We start from the raw sequence: 18,418 nt of genomic DNA, 5'->3' as shown, positions 1-18,418 counted from the left end.
TGCTGGTCGTGAGGATGCTGGCCGCGGTGGTGGCCGCGACATGCGCACGTCCGCGCAACGACGCGCCGACGCGCTCGTCGAGCTCGCCCGGCGCCGGCTCGACACCGGCGACCTGCCCACCACCGGCGGCGAAGCGCCACACCTGAACGTCACCTGCGACCTCGACACCCTGCAGGCACGCACCGGCGGACACGGCGAACTCCCCGACGGCACCATCCTCCGCGGCGAGGCCGTGCGCCGGCTCGCCTGCGACGCGAACATCACCCGCATCATCACCGGACCCGACTCACAGCCCCTCGACGTCGGCCGCACCCGCCGCACCGCAACCCCGGCACAACGCAAAGCGCTACGCATCCGCGACGGCGACACCTGCCGCTTCCCCGGCTGCGACGGCCCCGCCGCCTGGACCCAAGCACACCACGTGACCTTCTGGTCGAACGGTGGCTCGACCGACATCGACGAAATGGTGCTGCTGTGCAGGCACCACCACACCACCGTCCACGAAGGCGGCTGGCACATCCACACCATCGGACCCGGCAGATTCGTGTTCACCAACCCAGCCGGACAGCCCGTCTTCGCTGCCCGGGCCGAATCGACACGGCACCTCGTCACCCGACTCGTCCACCTCACCACCCAACCCCGCGCCGGCCCGAGCCACAGCCGGGACGGTCGACACGCAGCATGATCGAGGCGGTGCCGTCAGGGATGGCCGGGCAGGCGGGCAGGTCACCCGGGCCCTCCGGCTGCCGGGCGTCGTCGGGAACGAGTGGCGCTCTCAGGAACCGGTGACGCGGGGAATAGCGGCCATCAGCAGGTCGCGGACGCGCGCGATGTTCGTCCGGAACACGTCGAACACCTGCTCCTGCGTCACCGGCTCCACCGCGGGGTCGTCCTCGAGACCCGCGTCGAAGTCGGTGACCAGCGCGACGCCGCCGAACGCGATGCCGGCCTCGCGGGCGAGTGCCGCCTCCGGGTACTGCGTCATGTTGACCACGTGCCAGCCGGCGCTGCGATGCCACGCCGACTCCGCGCGGGTGGCGAACCGCGGCCCGTTGACCACCACGACGGTTCCGCCGTCGTGCATGGTCACGCCGGTCTCGCGGCCGGCGTGCAGCAACGCGGCTCGGGCGCCGGCGTCGTACGGGTCGGCCAGCGAGACGTGCTGCGGCCCGTCGTCGAAGCGGTCGTGGAACGTGTCGGCCCGCCCGGACGTCCGGTCGACCAGTTGGTCGACGACCACGAACTCACCGGGACGGATGTCCGGCTGCAGCGAACCCGCGGCGAACGGCGCGAGCACCGTGTGCACGCCGAGCCGGCGCATCGCGTCGACGTTCGCGCGATAGTTCACCCGGTGCGGCGGCAGTTCGTGACCGGGACCGTGCCGGGGGAGGAACGCCACCCGGGTCCCGCCGACGGAGCCGATCGTCACCGGCGCCGAGGGCGATCCCCAGGGCGTGTCCAGGGTCACCGACTCCGTGTCGGGGAGGAACGTGTACAGCCCCGATCCTCCGAAGACTCCGATCGTGGCGTGCATGGTCGTGTCGTTCACGCGTTCCCTTTCCACACCGTCTGTTCCACCTGTACCAGCTGGCGCCGCATGTCGAGGACCGCCTGGACGGTGCCGCGGAGAGTCCCGGTCACCTTGCTCCGTCCGGTCCGCGGGTAGTACGGCACCGGCCGCTCGCCGATCCGCCAGCCGGCGGCCGCCGCCCGCAGCACCATTTCCAGTGGCCACCCGGATCGCCGGTCCGTCAGCCCGAGGTCAAGCAACGCGGCCCGCCGGCCGGCGCGCATCGGGCCGATGTCACTCAGCCGGGCGCCGCTGCGCCGTCCTACCGCCCACGCCAGGTACCGGTTGGCGAGCCGTACGTGCACGGCGAGGGCGTCGCCGGTGGCCCGGCGCGTACCGAGGACCAGGTCCGCGGTGGCGTCCGCGACCGGGTCGGCGACGGTGGGCAGGTCGCGCGGGTCCAGTGAACCGTCGCAGTCCATGAAGCACACCGTCTCCGCCGTGGCCGTGCGCAGACCGGTGAAGCAGGCGGCCCCGAAGCCGCGGCGCTGCTCGTGCACGACGACGGCACCGGCGGCGGCCGCCACTTCCGCCGACCCGTCCGCCGAGCCGTTGTCCACCACGATGGCGCGGTAGCCCGGAGGCATCCGGGACAGCACCCACGGGATCGCGGCGGCCTCGTCGAGGACCGGCAGAACCACGTCGATCATGACTCCTCCCTGGCCAGCCGGGCGAACCAGCGCCCCTCGGTGACGTGCCATCCGGTCAGCCGCAGCCCGGCCGCGCCCGCCAGCGGAGCCAGATCGTCGGCCGACACCCATGCCCACGGGAACCAGCCGCTCGGCAGGCCGTCGTGTTCCAGCCGGGCCTCGCCCACGACCGTCCCCACGCCGGGGGGTTCGGTCTCCACGAGTGCCCTTCCGCTCTCCGAGAGCAGCTCACGGACCCGGGCGAGCAGCCTCGCCGGTTCGCCGCCGATGCCGACGTTGCCGTCGAACAGCAGCACGCTGTGCCACCGGCCCTCCGCGGGCAGCCGGTCGAACACCGAGTGCCGCAGTGCCGGCGCGCCGCGCTCGTGGGCGTGCCCGACGGCGTGCCGGGACGCGTCGATGCCGAGCGCGGGCACGCCCGACTCGGCCAGCGCCACCACGAGGCGCCCCGGACCGCAACCGAGGTCGAGGACCGGTCCGTCCAGCGAGTTCAGCAGCTCCCGCTCGGCGGCGGTGGCCGGGGCGCTCCACGTGTCGACGGCGAGCACACGGGCATCGCCCCCGCGGCGTCGCAACAGGACCGTCACCGCATCTCCTTCCGTGTGCGCACCACGACCGCCGCGCCGACAGCAGCCCAGACGACCGCGAGTACGACGACGAGGTTGCGGCCGTAGTCCAGGGGCAGTGCGCTCGGCACGGACGCCGAGCGTCCCCAGCCCTGGACCACCGGCCAGAACAGCACCGTGATCAGCGCCGAGAACGCCAGCCCGAGCCGGATCGGCAGCCGGGCGGCGTCGGGGAGCCGCCCGCTGGCCCACGTGAGCAGGACGATGAGCGGCGCCACGACGAGGTCGTGCACGATGCCGGCGCCGGTCAGCCAGATGATCGCGTCGGCCGGATTGGTGTCGGCCCGGTCGCTCCATGCGACGTACACGCCGTAGCCGGTCACCGTCGCGCCGACGACCAGCAACGTCCAGAACAGCCGGCCGCGTGGCGCCGGGCCGGCGTGCGCCTGCACGGTGCGCGCATCGGTCATGTCCGCACCACCAGTTCGGTCACCCATTTGGTCTGCAGGACGCCGGGCCGGTTCGGCCCGATCAGGCGGCACGGGTAGCCGTGGTCGAGGTTGAGGCGCTGCCCGTTCACGGCCACCGCCAGGAGGGTGTCGCGGTCGCGGGCCTGGTGGTGGTTCAGCTCCGATGCGCGGAAGCGCCCGCCGCCCTGCAGCGACTCCACCGTCACGTCGATCTCGCGCTCCGGGTCGACGCCCGCGGCGTCGAGCAGGGTCCGGACCGGGACGCCGCGCCACCTGGCCGAGACGCTCCATCCCTCCACGCAGGCGATGGGCAGCTCGACCTCGTCGTGCGCCATCGCGTCGAGCTCACCGGCCGTCAGCTCCAGTTCGCGGTGCACGTCGCCGCGGACGCGCAACCGGAAGCCGGGTGCCGTCGCGGCGTCGGTGACGCCGGCCTGGACCGCGCTCTTGTTGACCGGAACCCCCTGCGAGCCGATGTCCGGGCGGCGCTGCGCGAACAGCGTCAGCGGGCGCAGCGGGGTGACGGTCTGCCCGGCGGTGGTCAGCGTCACGACGCCGGCGGCGGTGGCCACCGCGCCGAGGAATCCGCGCCGGCCCAGCGCACCGGCGGGTGGGTCGACGGAGACCAGTGCCGGCGACCGCGGGGGCCTGGCGAGTGCCGCCCGCGCCACCCGCGCCTTGGCGCCGACATGCACGATCAGCGCGCCGACGGTGATCCACGCGGCCGCATAGTGCGCCGCGGGGAAGTAGAACCCCCACGGATACCAGCGCGCCACGTTCCCCACCCCGGTGAACAGCAGGAACACCGAGCCGAACACCAGCGGCACGAGCATCAGCCGCTCGATCGCGTGTGCCACGTCGACCACCGGCGGCCGGCGGAACAGCCGCGGATACACCGACCACAGCTTCGCGAGCAGCAACGGGACGGTGGCGAACCCGGTCGCGACGTGCAGGCCCTGGGTGACGCGGTACAGCCACGCCGGCCGCGCCGGCCAATCCAGCCAGCTCGGCGGTTGCTGCAGGAAGTGCGAGTACAGCCCGGTGAGGAAGCAGACACCGAAGCACACCGCCAGTGAGATTCCCAGGACGGCCGCGGTGCGATCGTCGTGAACCGGGCGGCGCAGCGCGCGGTCGCGCTGGTCCTCGAGGTTCATGCGGGTGTGCTCCACAGGGCAGATCGCACCGCGTGCGCCGTCCGGCTCGCCGGGGCGAGCATGGCGATCCCCTCGGCGTCCGGCGCCGTGTCCAGGTCGCGGACCGTCGGCAGCATCCGCACCGTCAGTCCCAGCTCGGTCAGCCGGGTGTACTGGTCGAATCCGGTGTGCGCGGTGCTCATGGCGACGCCGTCGAACACCCCGGGCCGCCACCGGCGAAGCCCCAGACCCCACCAGCCGCCGTCGTCGGCCGGACCGAGCAGCGCGTCGTCCTCGGTGACCTGCGCGAGGACGTCGTCCAGCAGGCCGGGCGTGAGCTGAGGGGTGTCCATGCCGATCTGGAACCCGGGTCCGCCGGCGTGCTCCCACGCCGCCGCAAGGCGCTGTCCGAACGGCCCGCTCACCTGGGGTACGACCTCGAAGCCCGGCGGCAGCCACGGGCCCGGTGGCCCGTCGAGCGCGAGTATCCGGCGCTCGGCGCCGCATCCGGCGACGGCTTCCAGGGTGTCGGCCAGGGAGGCCTCGGCGATCCGTGCGGCATCCGCGGGTGTGCAGGGCGGGCAGAGCCGGGTCTTCGACCGGCCCGGCTCGGGAGCTTTGGCCACGACGAGTACGTGGGAACCGTTCATGTCTGTCGACCGTAGGCACTCCGGGTCCGGGCGGACCTTAAATGGCCCTTAATACTGCTGACCTGGGCCGGCGAGAGGCCGTGACGCGGGCACGGCGGTGGCAGGCTGGTGCCATGACTTCCGCATCCGGCCAGCGTGTGCTGGTGGTCGACGACGATCCGGCGCTGTCCGACGTCGTCGGCCGGTACCTGCGTAGGGACGGTTTCGACGTCGACTTCGCCGCCGACGGCACGACCGGGCTGACCCGTGCGCTGGACACCCTGCCCGACATCGTGGTGCTGGACCTGATGCTGCCCGGAATGGACGGGCTGGAGGTCTGCCGCCGGCTGCGCAAGGTCGCGCCGATCCCGGTGGTCATGCTCACCGCCCTGGGCGAGGAGAACGACCGCATCGCCGGGCTCGAGCTCGGCGCGGACGACTACGTCACCAAGCCGTTCTCGCCACGGGAGCTGTCCGCCCGGGTCAGGGCCGTACTGCGGCGCGCGGCGGCCGGCGGCGTCGAGACGTCCGCCGCGCGGACGCTGGCCGGCGCCGGTGTCGAGGTGGACGTGGTTTCGCACCAGGTACACCGAGACGGCGCCTACGTGGCGCTCACCAGCAAGGAGTTCGATCTGCTCGTGCACTTCATGACGAATCCGGGTCGGGCGTACCGGCGTGAGGAACTGCTCGAGGCGGTGTGGGGGTGGAGCTTCGGTGACACCTCCACCGTCACGGTGCACATCCGGCGGCTGCGCGAGAAGGTCGAACCGGACCCGTCGAGCCCACAGCACCTGGTCACCGTCCGCGGTGTCGGTTACCGGTTCCAGCCATGAGGCCCCGCCAGATCTCCACCGTGGCGGTGCTGGCCGCCGGGCTGCTCGTCGCCGGTGTCATCGCCGCCTCCGCCGGGCTGCCCACCGGCGACACCGTCGTCCTGGTGTCGGTGACCGCGCTCGCCTCCGGCGCGGCCGTGCTCGCCGGGGCGATGGTGCTGCGCGGCTTCCGCGGCCGTGCCGTGCGGACCCAGGCGCTGGTCGTCGCCTTGTCGTCGCTGCTGGTCACGGTCAGCGGGATCGTCACGGCGGCGCAGGCCATGTTCATCTCCAGGCACGATCTGGTCGCGCTGTTCGTCGTGGTCTCGGTGGCCGCGGCGGTTGCCGTCGGGGCCGCCCTGCAACTGGGTGACGACGTCGGCGCCGGGACGCGGCAGGTCGGGGAGTTGGCACGCACCCTGGTGGACGAGCGTGGCGCTGCCGGCGGGCCCGGCGCCGACACGGACGCGGCTGCGGACGCGGGTGCCCCGGCCGACGACGCCGTGGCGGACGGACCGCGGGCGCCGGTCACCGGGCCGGGCGAGCTGGCCACTTTGGCCCGCGAGCTCGCCCAGGTCTCCGCCGACCTGGACGAGTCGCGCCGGCGGGAGCGGGCGCTGGAGTCGTCCCGGCGCGAGCTGATCGCCTGGGTGTCGCACGACCTGCGCAGCCCGCTGGCGACCATCCGCGCGATGGCGGAGGCGCTGGACGACGACATCGCCGACGACGCCGCCACCGTGAACCGATACCAGCGCCAGATCCGTGACGACGCGGAGCGGCTGACCGCCCTGGTCGACGACCTGTTCGAGTTGTCGCGGATCAACAGCGGGACGCTTCGCCTCGACCGCGAGATGGCAGGGCTGAACGACGTGGTCGCCGACGCCCTGGCCGGCGCCGGCTCGCACGCGTCCGTCAAGGGCGTCGAACTCGTCGAGAAGCTGGGCCGGCTTCCCGCCGTGGAGGTCTCGGCGCGGGAGTTCACCCGTGCCCTGAACAACCTGCTGGACAACGCGATCCGGCACACGCCGCAGGGTGGACGGGTGACGGTGCGCTCGCGCGCGGACGACGACGGCGCCGTCCTGGACGTCGTGGACCAGTGCGGCGGCATCCCCGAACCGGACCTGACGAGGGTGTTCGACGTCGCGTTCCGCGGTGATGCGGCGCGCGGTCGCGATGCGGCCGGCGGCGGGCTCGGGCTGGCCATCGCCCGCGGGCTCGTCGAGGCGCACGCCGGCTCGGTCGACGTCGCCAACACCGGCGGTGGATGCTGCTTCACGATCCGGCTGCCCAGCCGATGAGAAGACGGGTCGCCGTCGCGTTGGTGCTGTGGCCGGCGCTGCTGATCGTGGCGCGGCTGTGGGGGCTGGAGGTGGTCGAGGACGCCGACGCCGACCTGAAGGTCGGGGCCGTGCCGTTCTACGGCCGGTGGGAGCTGCTGGCCAGTTGGCGGTTGCTCGTGCCGGTGGCCGCCGGGCTGATGGCGGTGGCGCTGCTGCCCCGGCTGGCCCGCACCGTGCGCCCCACGCGGCTGCTGGTACTCGTCGCGCTCGCGGCCGTGGTGTGGAGTCTGGCGCTGGCCGTCGTGGACCCCGGCGACACCGGGTTCGGCGACATCCAGTACGCCTACGGCCGGCACGTGCACCTGGTCGACGACGCCGGCGGCCCGGCGGAGTTCCTGCGCGGCTACGTCGCGAACCAGGACTCGGTCCCGGTGCATCTGCAGGCGCACCCGCCGGGACTGGTCCTGGTGCTCTGGAGCCTCGGCGAACTCGGCCTGTCCGGCATCGGCGTGCAGACGGTGCTCGCGATGGCCGGCGTCGCGGCCGGGGCGGTCGCCGCCGTCGTCATCGTCCGGGAGGTGGCGGGCGACCGGTTCGCGCGCTCCGCGGCGCCGTTCGTCGTGCTCGCGCCGGCCGCGGTGTGGCACACGAACGCCGACGTCGTCTTCGGCGGGGTGGCACTGTCGGGAGTGGCGCTCGTGGTGTTCGCGACGGGGCGCAGCGGCCGGCGGGCCGTGCTGGTGGCCGTCGCCGGCGGCGTGTTGTTCGGGGTGGCACTGCTGCTGTCGTACGGTGTCGCGCTGCTGGCCGTGCCGATCGCGGTGGCGGCCGGGTGGCGCCGCGCGTGGCGCGTGCTGCTCGCCTCGGCGGGTGCCGGGGCGGCGGTCGTGCTGGCCCCGCTGGCCTGGGACTTCTGGTGGCTGGACGGCTTGGCGGCGACACGCGAGCAGTACTACGCGGGCGTGGGCGCGGACCGGCCGTACACGTACTTCGCCGTGGCGAACCTGGCGGTCTTCGCCGCGGCGATCGGGCCGGCGACGGCGGCCGGGCTGGCGGTGCTGCGCGAGCGGCGCGCGTGGCTGGTCCCCGGTTCCGGGCTCGGTGTCGTCCTGCTGGCCGACCTGTCCGGCCTGTCGTCGGCGGAGACCGAACGGATCTGGCAGCCGTTCATGCCGCTGGTGCTGATCGCGGCGGGAGCCGTGGCGTCGTCGGCGCCGCGCGCCCGCTGGTGGCTGGCGGCGCAGGGCGCGACGGCCGTCGTCCTGCAGGCGGCGTTGCGCTCACCCTGGTAGCCGCGGGGCGCGCGGACGAGTTCGGCGGCACGGAACCCAGCGGAATCGACACGGAGGAGCACGGGATGCGGGTCCTGGTGACCGGAGGAGCGGGATTCATCGGCGGGCACGTCGTCGACCTGCTGGTCCGCCGCGGCGCGGAGGTGGTCGTGCTGGACTCGATGGTGGCCCATCGAGAGCCGCCGGCGTTGCCGCCGTCGGTCGACCTGCGGGTCGCGGACCTGACCGACGCCGACGCGGTCGCCGCTGCGGTCGACGGCGTCGACGCGGTCTGCCACCAGGCGGCACGGGTCGGGCTCGGCGTCGACCTGGACGACCTCACGGACTACGTGACCGACAACGACGTGGGGACGGCGACACTGCTGCGGGCGCTGTGGCGGCGCCGGTTCGCCGGACGGCTGGTGGTGGCGTCGTCGATGGTGGTCTACGGGGAGGGCCGCTACACCTGCGCCCGGCACGGCAGCACCAGGCCGGGCCCGCGCGCGGCGTCGGACCTCGAACGCGGCCGGTTCGAGCCGCCGTGCCCGCAGTGCGGTACCGCGTTGCGGTGGGCGCCGATCGACGAGGACGCGCCGCTGGACCCGCGCAACGTGTACGCCGCCACCAAGGTGCACACCGAGCAGCTGGCCGCGGTGTACGGGCGCGAGTCCGGTGCGTCGGTCTGTGCGCTGCGCTATCACAACGTGTACGGGCCGCGGATGCCCCGCGACACCCCGTACGCGGGAGTGGCCTCGCTGTTCCGCAGCGCTCTGGAGTCGGGGAGTCCGCCGCGCGTGTTCGAGGACGGTGGCCAGATGCGTGACTTCGTGCACGTCCACGACGTCGCGCGCGCCAACGTGCTGGCGCTGGAGTCGAGCTGGTCGGGTGCGCTGAACGTCGCCAGCGGCCGGCCGCACAGTGTGCTGGACATGGCCTCCGCACTGTCCGCGGCGTTCGCCGTCACCGGCACGGACGGCGCGGATTCGGCGGACGTCGTGGATGGGCCGGACGCCGCGGACGGCCCCCGGTCGCCGCTGGCTCCGCGAGTGACCGGGGAGTACCGCCTCGGCGACGTCCGTCACGTGGTCGCTTCCGCGGAGCGCGCGGCGCGGGTGCTGGGCTTCGAGGCCGGCGTCGACTTCACCGCCGGGACGGACGCTTTCGCGCGTGCGCCGCTGCGTGCGTGACCGCTACGGGAAGGCGGCCATCACCAGGCCTGTACACGCGTCACCAGGCCTGCAGGGGTGGTGACGCATGGAATTCCATGGTGAACGTGGTCAATCTCGAGGCGGGGCGTCGAGGGTGGTGGTGCGGAACACGTCGCGGACGTCGCGCGGGTCGAACGTCTCGTGGGTCGCCTGTGCGGCGGTGATGTCGTCGAGGCCGAACCAGCGGCCGGAGTCGGTGTCGCGGCACCAGGCCAGCGCGAACCAGCGGCCCCGGGACTGCGCGAAGCCCAGCGGCTCGACCTGCCGGCCGGGCGTGGCCGGCTCGTCGGTGGGCTCGTAGTCCAGCAGGACCACCCGGTGCTCGCGTGCCGCCCGGGTGAGGACGGCGCGGACCTCGTGATCGGCGGCGTGGCCGGACTCGCCGGGCCGGATCCAGATCCGCCCGGCGCCGTCGGCGACCGTGGTGCGCAGCTCGTCCGGCAGCGCGCGCAGGAGCTTGCTCACCGCGTCGTGCGCGGAACCGGCGAACGGCTGGTCCGGTGTGGCCTGCAACCCCACGACGATGGCCAGCACCTCTTCGGCCGTCAGGCTGACCGACGAGGCCGGGGCGGAGTCGTCGAGGACGTATCCGCCCTGCGGACCGCTCGACGCGAGGATGGGCACGCCCGCGCGCTGCAGGGCGGTGACATCGCGTTTGACGGTGCGGGTGGAGACGCCGAGCCGCTCGGCGAGCCAGGCCGACGTCCGACCCCGGGATCCGGCGGAGCGCAGTTCGCGGGTGAGAGCGTCCAGCCGGTCGGGCCGGTTGCCCGAGCGGTCGACGGGATCCGGTACGAGCCGGCTCGCGGGCTGGCGCATCCGCGGCACCTTCTGCCCGTGGGCAAGGTGCTGTCGAGCCGTGGCCTGGCTCCCCATCGCGTCGTCCTTCCACCTTCCGTGCCCGCGGCGCATACGAGCCATGATCGTCAACAGACAGTAGCAATAGCAGACTTCGCGCCGCGGCCCCAGCCGAATGCTCGGAACACCGACGATCACGGTGGTGACGCGGGTGTCTACGCTACCGTCATGGTGTGAACACAAGTCCGTCCGAAGTGGCCAAGATCGGGCCATATCGTGTCTCCGAGCAGATCGGGGAGGGCGGCATGGGCGTGGTGTACCTTGCCCACGCACCGGACGGCCGCCAGGTCTCGGTCAAGACCCTGCGCCCGTGGCTCGTCGCCGGAGCGGACGGCCGCCGCCGGTTCGAGCGTGAGGTCGCCACGTTGCGCCGCGTCCGCGGCGATCGCGTCGCCGAGGTCGTCGACGCCGACGTCGACCGCGACCCGCCGTACATCGTCACCCGCTACGTCGACGGCGCCTCGCTCACCCGGCTCGTCGGCGAGCACGGGCCGATGCGCGGCGACGCGCTGCTCCGTCTCGGCGCGGGCCTACTGGACGCGCTGCGTAGCGTGCACTCCGCCGGGGTCGTGCACCGTGACGTCAAGCCCGCCAACGTGCTCATGGCCGACGACGGGCCGGTCCTCATCGACTTCGGCATCGCGCACGCCGCTGAGGACACCCGGCTCACCGCGACCGGCTTCATCTCCGGCACGCCCGGATACCTGGCACCCGAGACGGTGCTGGGGCACGGTCCGGGCGCCCCGACGGACGTGCACGGCTGGGCGGCGACGATGGTGTTCGCCGCCACCGGGCGCCCGCCGTACGGGCAGGGCCCCGACATCGCCGTGTTCGATCGCATCCGCCGCGGCGAGCACGACCTGAGCGGCATCGAGCCGGGGCTCGCGCGGTTGCTCGCCGCCGCGCTGCGGACCGAGCCGTCGCACCGTCCCGGCGTCGGCCAGGTGTCGGCCGCACTGAAGGAACTCGCGGCGGCGGACGTCGCGGAGACGGTGACGTTCGACTCCGTCGGCGCGGCCGCCGCCACCGGAGCAGACACCGACCCGGGCGCCAGGTACGCGCGCGACGACGAGACCGTGGCCGTCCCGCGGCGGGTCGCCGGATCGCAGCTCGAGCCGCGACCGACGCCGCCGGGTGGAGTGCTGGCCGCTCCCGCTCCGGCGGAGCGGCGCCGGTGGATCGATCATGCGCCGTTCCGCGGACACGAGTCGAGCATCGTGCTGGTGCTCGGCGCCGTGCTGCTGGTGCTGCTGCTGAGCTGGGCCCCGTACGCCGGTGCCGTCGTCGGCGGGGCGGCGGTGCTGGCGGGGCGGCTGAGCTGGCGGATCGAGCGCCGGCTGTTCGAACGCCGGCAGGTCCGTGGTGCCCGTCGCCACGACCGCTGGGTCGTCGCGCTGACCTCGCCGTGGGAGCTGCTGTGGGCGATGGTGCCGGCGGCGGGGCAGGCCGCGTTCGCGATGGGGTGTGCACTGGTCACAGGCGGTGTGGTCTCGCTGTGGGACGGCGCCGGGCTGCGCGCGCCGTACGTGTGCGGGGCGCTCGTGGGCCTGGCCCTGATCTGGCGTGGGCCCGGCGCCGTCCGTGTCCGGCGCGGTCTGCGCATCCTCGCGGAGCCGCTGGATCACGCGCCGCGGGCGGCGTGGATCTCGATCGGTGCGCTCGCCCTGCTGGTCTGCCTCACCGCACTGTCGTGGGAGTCGTACGGCGCGGTGTGGTGGCCGGCGGAGGGCTCACCGTCGTCGTCGGTGTCGTTCCTGAGCTGGTGATCAATCCGAGTTCACCTGGGTACGTGTCGCGCGTCACACACCGTTCACCGTCTAGCATTCGACTGTTCGACCGAAGAACGTCAAAGGAGTCATGTGCGTCTGTCCCCACGCGACACCGTCTTCTTCGACCTGTTCGCCGCCACCGCCGCGAACGTGCGTGAGGGGGTCGGGCTGCTGTCGGAGGCTCTGGACTCCGCCGCGGACCGTTCCGCGATCGCCGAGCGGCTCAAGGAGGTCGAGCATCACGGTGACGAGCACACCCACGAGATCGTCCGGCGGGTCAACTCCACCTTCGTCACGCCGTTCGACCGGGAGGACATCTACCGGCTGTCCGGCGGCCTCGACGACGTGCTCGACGATGTCGAGGCCGCCCTGGACCTGATGGTGCTGTACCGCGTCGGCGACCTGCCCAGCGGCGTCGGCGACCTGGTCGACGTGCTGGACCGGGCGGCCGAGCTCACCGCCGAGGCGATGACGCGGCTGCGCTCGGTCGACGAGCTCAGCGACTACTGGATCGAGGTCAACCGGCTCGAGAACCAGGCGGACCAGACCTACCGGCGGTTGCTCGCCACGATCTTCTCCGGCGAGTACGACGCGCTGACCGTGCACAAGCTGAAGGACGTCATCGACACGATGGAAGCGGCGGTGGACGGGTTCGAGACCGTCGCGAACATCGTCGAACAGATCGCCGTCAAGGGGTCGTGAGCACGTGGAGCTGGCGCTCATCGCCGCCGTCGTCGTGGTGGCGCTGTCCTTCGACTACACGAACGGGTTCCACGACGCCGCGAACGCGATCGCGACGTCGGTGTCGACCCGGGCACTGACACCGCGGGCGGCCCTGATCCTGGCCGCGGTGATGAACCTCGTCGGCGCCTTCCTCGGCACCGGGGTCGCGGCCACCATCGGCGAGGGCATCATCGATGCCCCGACGGGCGACGGCGGGCTGCTGGTCGTGCTCGCCGCCCTGCTCGGCGCCATCGTCTGGAACGTCATCACCTGGTGGCTCGGGCTGCCGTCGTCCTCGTCACACGCGCTGATCGGCGGACTCGTCGGTGCCGCGCTGGCGTCGGCGAACACGGTGCTGTGGTCCGGCATCGTCGAGAAGGTCGTGATCCCGATGGTGGCCTCGCCGCTCGTCGGGTTCGGCCTCGCGTTCCTGGTCATGATCGGCATCCAGTGGCTGTTCCGGCGGGCGCACGTCGGCCGGGTGAACCGGGGGTTCCGGCTGGCGCAGACGCTCAGCGCCGCGGCCATGGCGCTGGGACACGGCCTTCAGGACGCGCAGAAGACGATGGGCGTCATCACCCTCGCGCTGGTCGTCGGTGGTTACCAGAGCGGGTTCCACGTGCAGTGGTGGGTCATCGTCCTGGCCGCGTCCGCGCTGGCCGCGGGGACGTACGCGGGCGGCTGGCGGATCATGCGCACCCTGGGCCGGCGGATCGTGCACCTGGACCCGCCGCACGGGTTCGCCGCCGAGTCCGTCGCCGCCGGGGTGCTGTACACCACCGCGTTCGCCTTCCACGCGCCGATCTCGACCACGCACACGATCACGTCGGCCGTGATGGGCGTGGGCGCCACCCGCCGACTGTCCGCCGTGCGCTGGGGCGTCGCCGGCAACATCGTGACCGCGTGGGTGTTGACCATCCCGATGGCCGGGCTGGTGGCGGCGGGCTGCTACTGGCTGCTGCACCTGGTGCCGGGGCTGAGCTCGATCTGAGCACCGCTCGCCGGACGGTCCCGGGCGCGTCCGAAACCGGGTGGCAAGTGAGCTGAAAGCGCCCCTCGCCACGATCACCTCCGCATCTGTACCGACGGATCGGAGGGAACACGGCAACGCGAAGACGCACAGCCGGAGATGGTCAGCCGAAGCGACCCGAGACGTAGTCCTCGGTGGCCTTCTCGCCGGGATTGGTGAAGATCTTGGTGGTGTCGTCCATCTCGATCAGCTTGCCCGGTTGACCGGTGCCGGCGATGTTGAAGAACGCGGTCCGGTCGCTGACCCGCGCCGCCTGCTGCATGTTGTGCGTCACGATGACGATCGTGTAGTTCTCCTTGAGCTCGGCGATCAGGTCCTCGATGGCCAGCGTCGAGATCGGGTCGAGTGCGGAGCACGGCTCGTCCATGAGCAGGACGTCCGGCTCGACGGCGATGGCGCGGGCGATGCACAGCCGCTGCTGCTGACCACCGGAGAGCCCCGATCCCGGGGTGTCCAACCGGTCCTTGGCCTCGTTCCACAGGTTCGCCCCCCGCAGCGACCGCTCGACGACGTCGTCGGCCTCGGACTTGCGCATCCGCGAGTTGTTCAGCTTGATGCCGGCGAGGACGTTGTCGCGCAGCGACATCGTCGGGAACGGGTTGGGACGCTGGAAGACCATGCCGATCTGGCGGCGTACCACCACCGGGTCGACCGCCGGTCCGTAGAGATCCTGCCCGTCGAGCAGCACCTTGCCCTCGACGCGGGTACCGGGCACGACCTCGTGCAACCGGTTCAGGGTGCGGATGAAGGTCGACTTCCCGCAGCCGGACGGGCCGATGAAGGCGGTGACCGAGCGGGCCTCGACGGCCATCGTGACGCCTTCGACGGCGAGGAAGTCGCCGTAGTAGACGTTCAGGTCACTGACGTCGATGCGTTTGCTCATGGCTGGTTGTCCTTGATCTCAGCGGCCGGTCTTTGGGGCGAAGATACGGGCGATCAACCGTGCGATGAGGTTGAGCGCCATGACGATGATGACGAGCGTGAGGGCGGCCGCCCATGCCCGGTCGAAGCTCGGCTGCGGCTCGGATCCCGACAGCGGTCGCATCGCCGAGCTGTAGACGTATGCCGGCAGCGACATCATCCAGTCCGAGAACGGATTCGAGTTGATCGACGACGTGAAGCCCGCGGTGACGATCAGCGGCGCGGTCTCGCCGACGACCCGCGCGATGGCGAGCGTGACACCGCTGGCGATGCCGGACACGGCCGTCGGCAGGACGACCTTCACGATCGTGCGCCACTTCGGCACGCCCAGGGCGTAGGCGGCCTCGCGGAGCTCGTTCGGGACGATGCGCAGCATCTCCTCGCTCGAACGCACGACGACGGGGATCATCAGCACCGACAGCGCCACCGCGCCCGCGAAACCGTTGCGGGTGCCGACGCCGAACAGGACCGCGAACAACGACGCGGCGAACAGCCCGGCGACGATCGACGGGATGCCGGTCATCACGTCGACGAAGAACCGGATCGCCTTGGCCAGCTTGCCGCGTCCGTACTCGACCAGGTAGATCGACGTCATCAGGCCGACCGGAACCGAGATGGCCGTGGCCAGCGCGGTGATGAGGAAGGTGCCCAGCAGGGCGTGGTAGGCGCCGCCGATGTAGGGCCCGATCCCTTCGACGGCCTCCTGGTCGTGCAGCCCGGTGACGTTGCGCATCGACGTGTTCAGGAAGTCGGCGCCGAACCGGACCAGACCGTTGTCGAGCACCGACCACACGACCGAGATCAGCGGGACCAGCGCCACCGCGAAGGCGGAGTACACCAGCGTGGTGACCAGCCGGTCGACAGCCTTCCGCCGGCCCTCCACCACGCCCGAGACCGTGGTGATCGCCACCGTGAAGACCACGGCCGACAGGATGGCCAGGGCCGGGAGGGAGAACCCGACCAGAGCGGCCAGGCCGGCCCCGGCGGCGATCGAGACAGCCAGAACGACCGGGACGATCCGGCGGGGGAGCTGACGGTGGGTCAGCGGCGTGGACTCGGTGCGCGCCGCGGTGTCGACGGTCATCAGTTCGCCCCCGAGAACGCTTCGCGTCGCGCGACGATCCAACGCGCGAGCATGTTGACGGCCAGTGTGATGACGAACAGGACGAGGCCGGCCGCGATCAGCGTGTTCGTCTCGATGCCCGCCGACTCCGGGAAGTCGAGGGCGATCTCGGCGGCGATCGTGTTGTTACCACTGGACACCATCGACCAGGTGAACCCTCCGGTCGACAGCACCATGGCGACGGCCATCGTCTCGCCGAGCGCCCGGCCGAGCCCGAGCATGACCCCGCTGATCAGGCCCGGTCGGCCGAACGGGAGTACGGCCATCCGGATCATCTCCCACCGGGTCGCGCCGAGTGCGAGTGCGGCCTCCTGGTGCAGCGTGGGCGTCTGCAGGAAGACCTCACGCGCGATCGCGGTGATGATCGGCAGGATCATCACCGCGAGCACGACCCCGGCGGTCATCATCGTCCGGCCGGTGGCGGATGCGGGGCCGGCGAACAGCGGGATGAACCCCAGGTTGTCGGCCAGCCACTCCCAGGTGCCGCGCACGTTGGGTGCCAGCCACTGGATCCCCCAGAGGCCGTAGACGACGCTCGGGATCGCGGCCAGGAGGTCGACGACGTATCCCAGGCCTTGTGCCATGCGCCGGGGTGCGTAGTGCGAGATGAACAGTGCGATGCCGAGCGCCAGCGGGGTCGCGATGATCAGCGCGATGAAAGCCGCCACGAGTGTGCCGAACACGAGCGGCCAGACGTAGGCGAAGAACCCCTCGCCGCCGTCGATCTCGGCCGGGTCGGCGCGGAACGCGGGTATCGCCTCGCGGACGAGGAACGCGGCGACGCCCGCGAGGACGATGAGGATGAGCACGCCGGCGGCGCGCGTGGCCCAGGAGAAGTTCCGGTCCCCAGGGCGGACCTTGGCCCGACGAGGCCGGCCGGGTGGCTTCGTCGCAGGCTCGGTGCTGGTGGTCACGGTGTCAACTCGCAAGTTGCGGGAGGCAGTGTGCGGGTGGTGGTGGCGCGCCACGCCGGGCGGCCCGCCCTAGAGGGTACGGGCCGCCCGGCGCTGGTGTGCCAGTGCGTGCTGATGGGACGGATCAGCCGATCTCGATGGAGTCCAGGGCACTCTGGACGTCGGTCTGCATCTCGTCCGAGATGGGGGCCGAGCCGGCGGCTTCCGCGGCCGCCTGCTGGCCCTCGTCGCTCGCGACGTAGCTCACGTACTCGGTCACGAGGTTTCCGGTCTGCTCGTCCGAGTACGCGGTGCACACGATCGTGTAGGAGATCAGCACGATCGGGTAGTTGCCGGACTCGGTGGTGTCGCGGGCCAGGTCGATGGCGAGGTCGTGCTCGGCCCTGCCCTCGGCCTGCGGGGAGTTCGCGACGACGGCCGCCGCCGCTTCCGCGGAGTACTCGACGAACTCCTCGCCGACGCCCACGGCCACGGTCGTGCGGTCGCCGACGGCCGCGGCGCTGGCGTAGCCGATGGTGCCCTCGGCGGCGTCCACGGCCTGGATGACGCCCGGGGTCTGCGCGGCGGCCTCGCCGCTCAGGTCGGTCGGCCAGTCGCCGCTGACCTCGTGCGGCCAGGCGTCCGGTGCGGCCTGCGAGAGGTAGTCGACGAAGTTCTCGGTGGTGCCGGACTCGTCCGAGCGGTGCACCGGCGTGATGGGCATGTCCGGAAGCGTCGCGTCCGGGTTGTCCTGGGCGATCGCCGGGTCGTTCCAGTTCGTGATCTGCTCGTTGAAGATTCCGGCGATCACCTCGGGGCTCAGGTTGAGGTTGTCGACGCCGGGCAGGTTGTACGGCAGCGCGATCGGGTCGATGTACAGGGGCAGGTTGACCGCCGGCGCGCCGCACGCGTCCTCGGCTGCTGCCATCTCCTTCTCGTCGAGCGCGGCGTCGCTACCGGCGAACGGCACGGCGCCGGAGGTGAACTGCTCACGGCCGGCGCCGGAGCCCTCAGGTGCATAGTTGACGGTGACGTCCGGGTTCTGCTGCTGGAAGCCCGCGATCCAGGCCTGGACGGCGGATTCCTGCGAGCTCGCGCCGGCACCGCTCAAGGAGCCGGACAACGAGCTCTCGGAGCCGTCCCCGCTGTCGTCGGTCTCGCCGCCGCCGTCGCCGCCGGCGGTGTCCGAGGTGGCGTCGGTTTCCGGGTCCGAGCCACAGGCGGACAGCACGAGGGCCGCGGCGCCGGCCACGGCTACAGGGGCCAGTCTGCGGCGAACAATGCTGAAGTTCACGTCCGATGTCCTTCCTGGACCTATACGTCCTTGACACTGGAAAAGTTAGGCATCCGAGGTGACGTGGTGGCCCGTGGAGAGTGAACGAGGAATGAACGACGACCGCACACTCGTCCACGTCTTGCTGGCCGTGTGATGGCCGTCACGTGAACAGCCCGCATGTCCGGTTGCGGCGTGGTCACGACCGGCCGCGCAGCGCGGTTACGGGCAGGTCACGT

Annotated in this window: 19 protein-coding genes; 8 read left to right on the top strand and 11 right to left on the bottom strand. The window is 72.1% G+C overall.

The window, feature by feature from the left end; translation table 11 throughout:
* Positions 1-685: HNH endonuclease signature motif containing protein (locus tag CLV30_RS22090; protein ID WP_211300102.1), on the top strand; the 685-nt coding region annotated here is incomplete at its 5' end.
* A gap of 90 nt (positions 686-775) precedes the next feature.
* On the opposite strand, the gene CLV30_RS22085 is transcribed toward CLV30_RS22090, so the two are convergent.
* Genes CLV30_RS22085 through CLV30_RS22065 form a run of 6 tightly spaced genes read right to left on the bottom strand, consistent with a single transcriptional unit; the run spans position 776 to position 5,039 of the window.
* A complete protein-coding gene (locus CLV30_RS22085) occupies positions 776-1,549 on the bottom strand; it encodes an S-methyl-5'-thioadenosine phosphorylase (RefSeq protein ID WP_205740719.1) in 774 nt (257 codons plus the stop codon).
* On the bottom strand, positions 1,546-2,220 hold the full coding sequence (locus CLV30_RS22080; RefSeq protein ID WP_106539403.1) for a glycosyltransferase family 2 protein: 675 nt from the start codon (positions 2,218-2,220) through the stop codon (positions 1,546-1,548). Before CLV30_RS22080 ends, CLV30_RS22085 begins: the two co-directional genes overlap by 4 nt.
* Complete coding sequence (locus CLV30_RS22075; RefSeq protein WP_165358560.1) at positions 2,217-2,807, bottom strand: class I SAM-dependent methyltransferase; 591 nt, start codon at positions 2,805-2,807, stop codon at positions 2,217-2,219. Before CLV30_RS22075 ends, CLV30_RS22080 begins: the two co-directional genes overlap by 4 nt.
* On the bottom strand, positions 2,804-3,256 hold the full coding sequence (locus CLV30_RS27085) for a hypothetical protein (RefSeq protein WP_165358561.1): 453 nt from the start codon (positions 3,254-3,256) through the stop codon (positions 2,804-2,806). The genes CLV30_RS22075 and CLV30_RS27085 overlap by 4 nt, the downstream gene beginning before the upstream one ends.
* Positions 3,253-4,410 carry a molybdopterin-dependent oxidoreductase gene (locus CLV30_RS22070; protein WP_106539414.1) on the bottom strand — a complete coding sequence of 386 codons (1,158 nt, stop codon included), beginning with the start codon at positions 4,408-4,410 and terminating at the stop codon, positions 3,253-3,255. The genes CLV30_RS27085 and CLV30_RS22070 overlap by 4 nt, the downstream gene beginning before the upstream one ends.
* Entirely contained in the window at positions 4,407-5,039 is a 633-nt protein-coding gene (locus CLV30_RS22065) for a TIGR04282 family arsenosugar biosynthesis glycosyltransferase (protein ID WP_106539401.1), read from the bottom strand. The genes CLV30_RS22070 and CLV30_RS22065 overlap by 4 nt, the downstream gene beginning before the upstream one ends.
* Before the next feature lie 113 nt (positions 5,040-5,152).
* Between CLV30_RS22065 and CLV30_RS22060 the strand changes: the two genes are divergently transcribed.
* The 4 genes from CLV30_RS22060 to CLV30_RS22045 all read left to right on the top strand — a co-directional run bounded on the left by CLV30_RS22060 (position 5,153) and on the right by CLV30_RS22045 (position 9,568).
* Positions 5,153-5,851, top strand: a complete 699-nt coding sequence (locus CLV30_RS22060; protein ID WP_106539400.1) for a response regulator transcription factor — start codon at positions 5,153-5,155, stop codon at positions 5,849-5,851.
* On the top strand, positions 5,848-7,128 hold the full coding sequence (locus CLV30_RS22055) for a sensor histidine kinase (protein WP_106539399.1): 1,281 nt from the start codon (positions 5,848-5,850) through the stop codon (positions 7,126-7,128). Before CLV30_RS22060 ends, CLV30_RS22055 begins: the two co-directional genes overlap by 4 nt.
* Positions 7,125-8,402 (top strand): hypothetical protein, encoded by a 1,278-nt coding sequence (locus CLV30_RS22050; protein WP_129710956.1) that lies wholly within the window; start codon positions 7,125-7,127, stop codon positions 8,400-8,402. Before CLV30_RS22055 ends, CLV30_RS22050 begins: the two co-directional genes overlap by 4 nt.
* A gap of 65 nt (positions 8,403-8,467) precedes the next feature.
* Positions 8,468-9,568, top strand: coding sequence for an NAD-dependent epimerase/dehydratase family protein (locus CLV30_RS22045; RefSeq protein ID WP_106539413.1), 1,101 nt, complete (start codon positions 8,468-8,470; stop codon positions 9,566-9,568).
* A gap of 90 nt (positions 9,569-9,658) precedes the next feature.
* Here CLV30_RS22045 and CLV30_RS22040 read toward each other — a convergent pair whose 3' ends face one another.
* On the bottom strand, positions 9,659-10,408 hold the full coding sequence (locus CLV30_RS22040) for a helix-turn-helix transcriptional regulator (RefSeq protein ID WP_165358562.1): 750 nt from the start codon (positions 10,406-10,408) through the stop codon (positions 9,659-9,661).
* Positions 10,409-10,620: 212 nt separating this feature from the next.
* Between CLV30_RS22040 and CLV30_RS22035 the strand changes: the two genes are divergently transcribed.
* From CLV30_RS22035 to CLV30_RS22025, 3 genes are all read left to right on the top strand, one after another.
* Positions 10,621-12,213, top strand: a complete 1,593-nt coding sequence (locus tag CLV30_RS22035; RefSeq protein ID WP_129710957.1) for a protein kinase domain-containing protein — start codon at positions 10,621-10,623, stop codon at positions 12,211-12,213.
* 93 nt (positions 12,214-12,306) lie between these two features.
* Positions 12,307-12,918 carry a DUF47 domain-containing protein gene (locus tag CLV30_RS22030; protein ID WP_106539395.1) on the top strand — a complete coding sequence of 204 codons (612 nt, stop codon included), beginning with the start codon at positions 12,307-12,309 and terminating at the stop codon, positions 12,916-12,918.
* 4 nt (positions 12,919-12,922) lie between these two features.
* Positions 12,923-13,930: an inorganic phosphate transporter gene (locus tag CLV30_RS22025; protein WP_106539394.1), complete on the top strand. Its 1,008-nt coding sequence runs from the start codon at positions 12,923-12,925 to the stop codon at positions 13,928-13,930.
* Positions 13,931-14,072: 142 nt separating this feature from the next.
* Here CLV30_RS22025 and pstB read toward each other — a convergent pair whose 3' ends face one another.
* The 4 genes from pstB to pstS form a co-directional block, all read right to left on the bottom strand.
* Complete coding sequence (gene pstB / locus CLV30_RS22020; RefSeq protein WP_106539393.1) at positions 14,073-14,852, bottom strand: phosphate ABC transporter ATP-binding protein PstB; 780 nt, start codon at positions 14,850-14,852, stop codon at positions 14,073-14,075.
* Positions 14,853-14,870: 18 nt separating this feature from the next.
* Complete coding sequence (pstA, locus tag CLV30_RS22015; protein ID WP_106539392.1) at positions 14,871-15,974, bottom strand: phosphate ABC transporter permease PstA; 1,104 nt, start codon at positions 15,972-15,974, stop codon at positions 14,871-14,873.
* Positions 15,974-16,927: a phosphate ABC transporter permease subunit PstC gene (gene pstC, locus CLV30_RS22010; RefSeq protein WP_106539391.1), complete on the bottom strand. Its 954-nt coding sequence runs from the start codon at positions 16,925-16,927 to the stop codon at positions 15,974-15,976. Before pstC ends, pstA begins: the two co-directional genes overlap by 1 nt.
* Positions 16,928-17,051: 124 nt before the next feature.
* Entirely contained in the window at positions 17,052-18,200 is a 1,149-nt protein-coding gene (gene pstS, locus CLV30_RS22005; protein WP_205740720.1) for a phosphate ABC transporter substrate-binding protein PstS, read from the bottom strand.
* Between the last annotated feature and the right edge of the window lie 218 nt (positions 18,201-18,418).

Origin of the sequence: Haloactinopolyspora alba, assembly GCF_003014555.1 — a bacterium.
In the GTDB taxonomy this organism is placed as follows: Bacteria; Actinomycetota; Actinomycetes; order Jiangellales; family Jiangellaceae; genus Haloactinopolyspora; species Haloactinopolyspora alba.
Note: the sequence above shows the minus strand (reverse complement) of the source record. Positions and strands in the feature narration are given on the sequence as shown.

Coding starts and splice junctions, on each gene's coding strand:
- CLV30_RS22080 (WP_106539403.1), bottom strand. CDS start 2,220: ATGATCGACGTGGTTCTGCCGGTCCTCGACGAGGCCGCCGCGATCCCG.
- CLV30_RS27085 (WP_165358561.1), bottom strand. CDS start 3,256: ATGACCGATGCGCGCACCGTGCAGGCGCACGCCGGCCCGGCGCCACGC.
- CLV30_RS22070 (WP_106539414.1), bottom strand. CDS start 4,410: ATGAACCTCGAGGACCAGCGCGACCGCGCGCTGCGCCGCCCGGTTCAC.
- CLV30_RS22065 (WP_106539401.1), bottom strand. CDS start 5,039: ATGAACGGTTCCCACGTACTCGTCGTGGCCAAAGCTCCCGAGCCGGGC.
- CLV30_RS22060 (WP_106539400.1), top strand. CDS start 5,153: ATGACTTCCGCATCCGGCCAGCGTGTGCTGGTGGTCGACGACGATCCG.
- CLV30_RS22055 (WP_106539399.1), top strand. CDS start 5,848: ATGAGGCCCCGCCAGATCTCCACCGTGGCGGTGCTGGCCGCCGGGCTG.
- CLV30_RS22050 (WP_129710956.1), top strand. CDS start 7,125: ATGAGAAGACGGGTCGCCGTCGCGTTGGTGCTGTGGCCGGCGCTGCTG.
- CLV30_RS22045 (WP_106539413.1), top strand. CDS start 8,468: ATGCGGGTCCTGGTGACCGGAGGAGCGGGATTCATCGGCGGGCACGTC.
- CLV30_RS22040 (WP_165358562.1), bottom strand. CDS start 10,408: ATGCGCCAGCCCGCGAGCCGGCTCGTACCGGATCCCGTCGACCGCTCG.
- pstB (WP_106539393.1), bottom strand. CDS start 14,852: ATGAGCAAACGCATCGACGTCAGTGACCTGAACGTCTACTACGGCGAC.
- pstA (WP_106539392.1), bottom strand. CDS start 15,974: ATGACCGTCGACACCGCGGCGCGCACCGAGTCCACGCCGCTGACCCAC.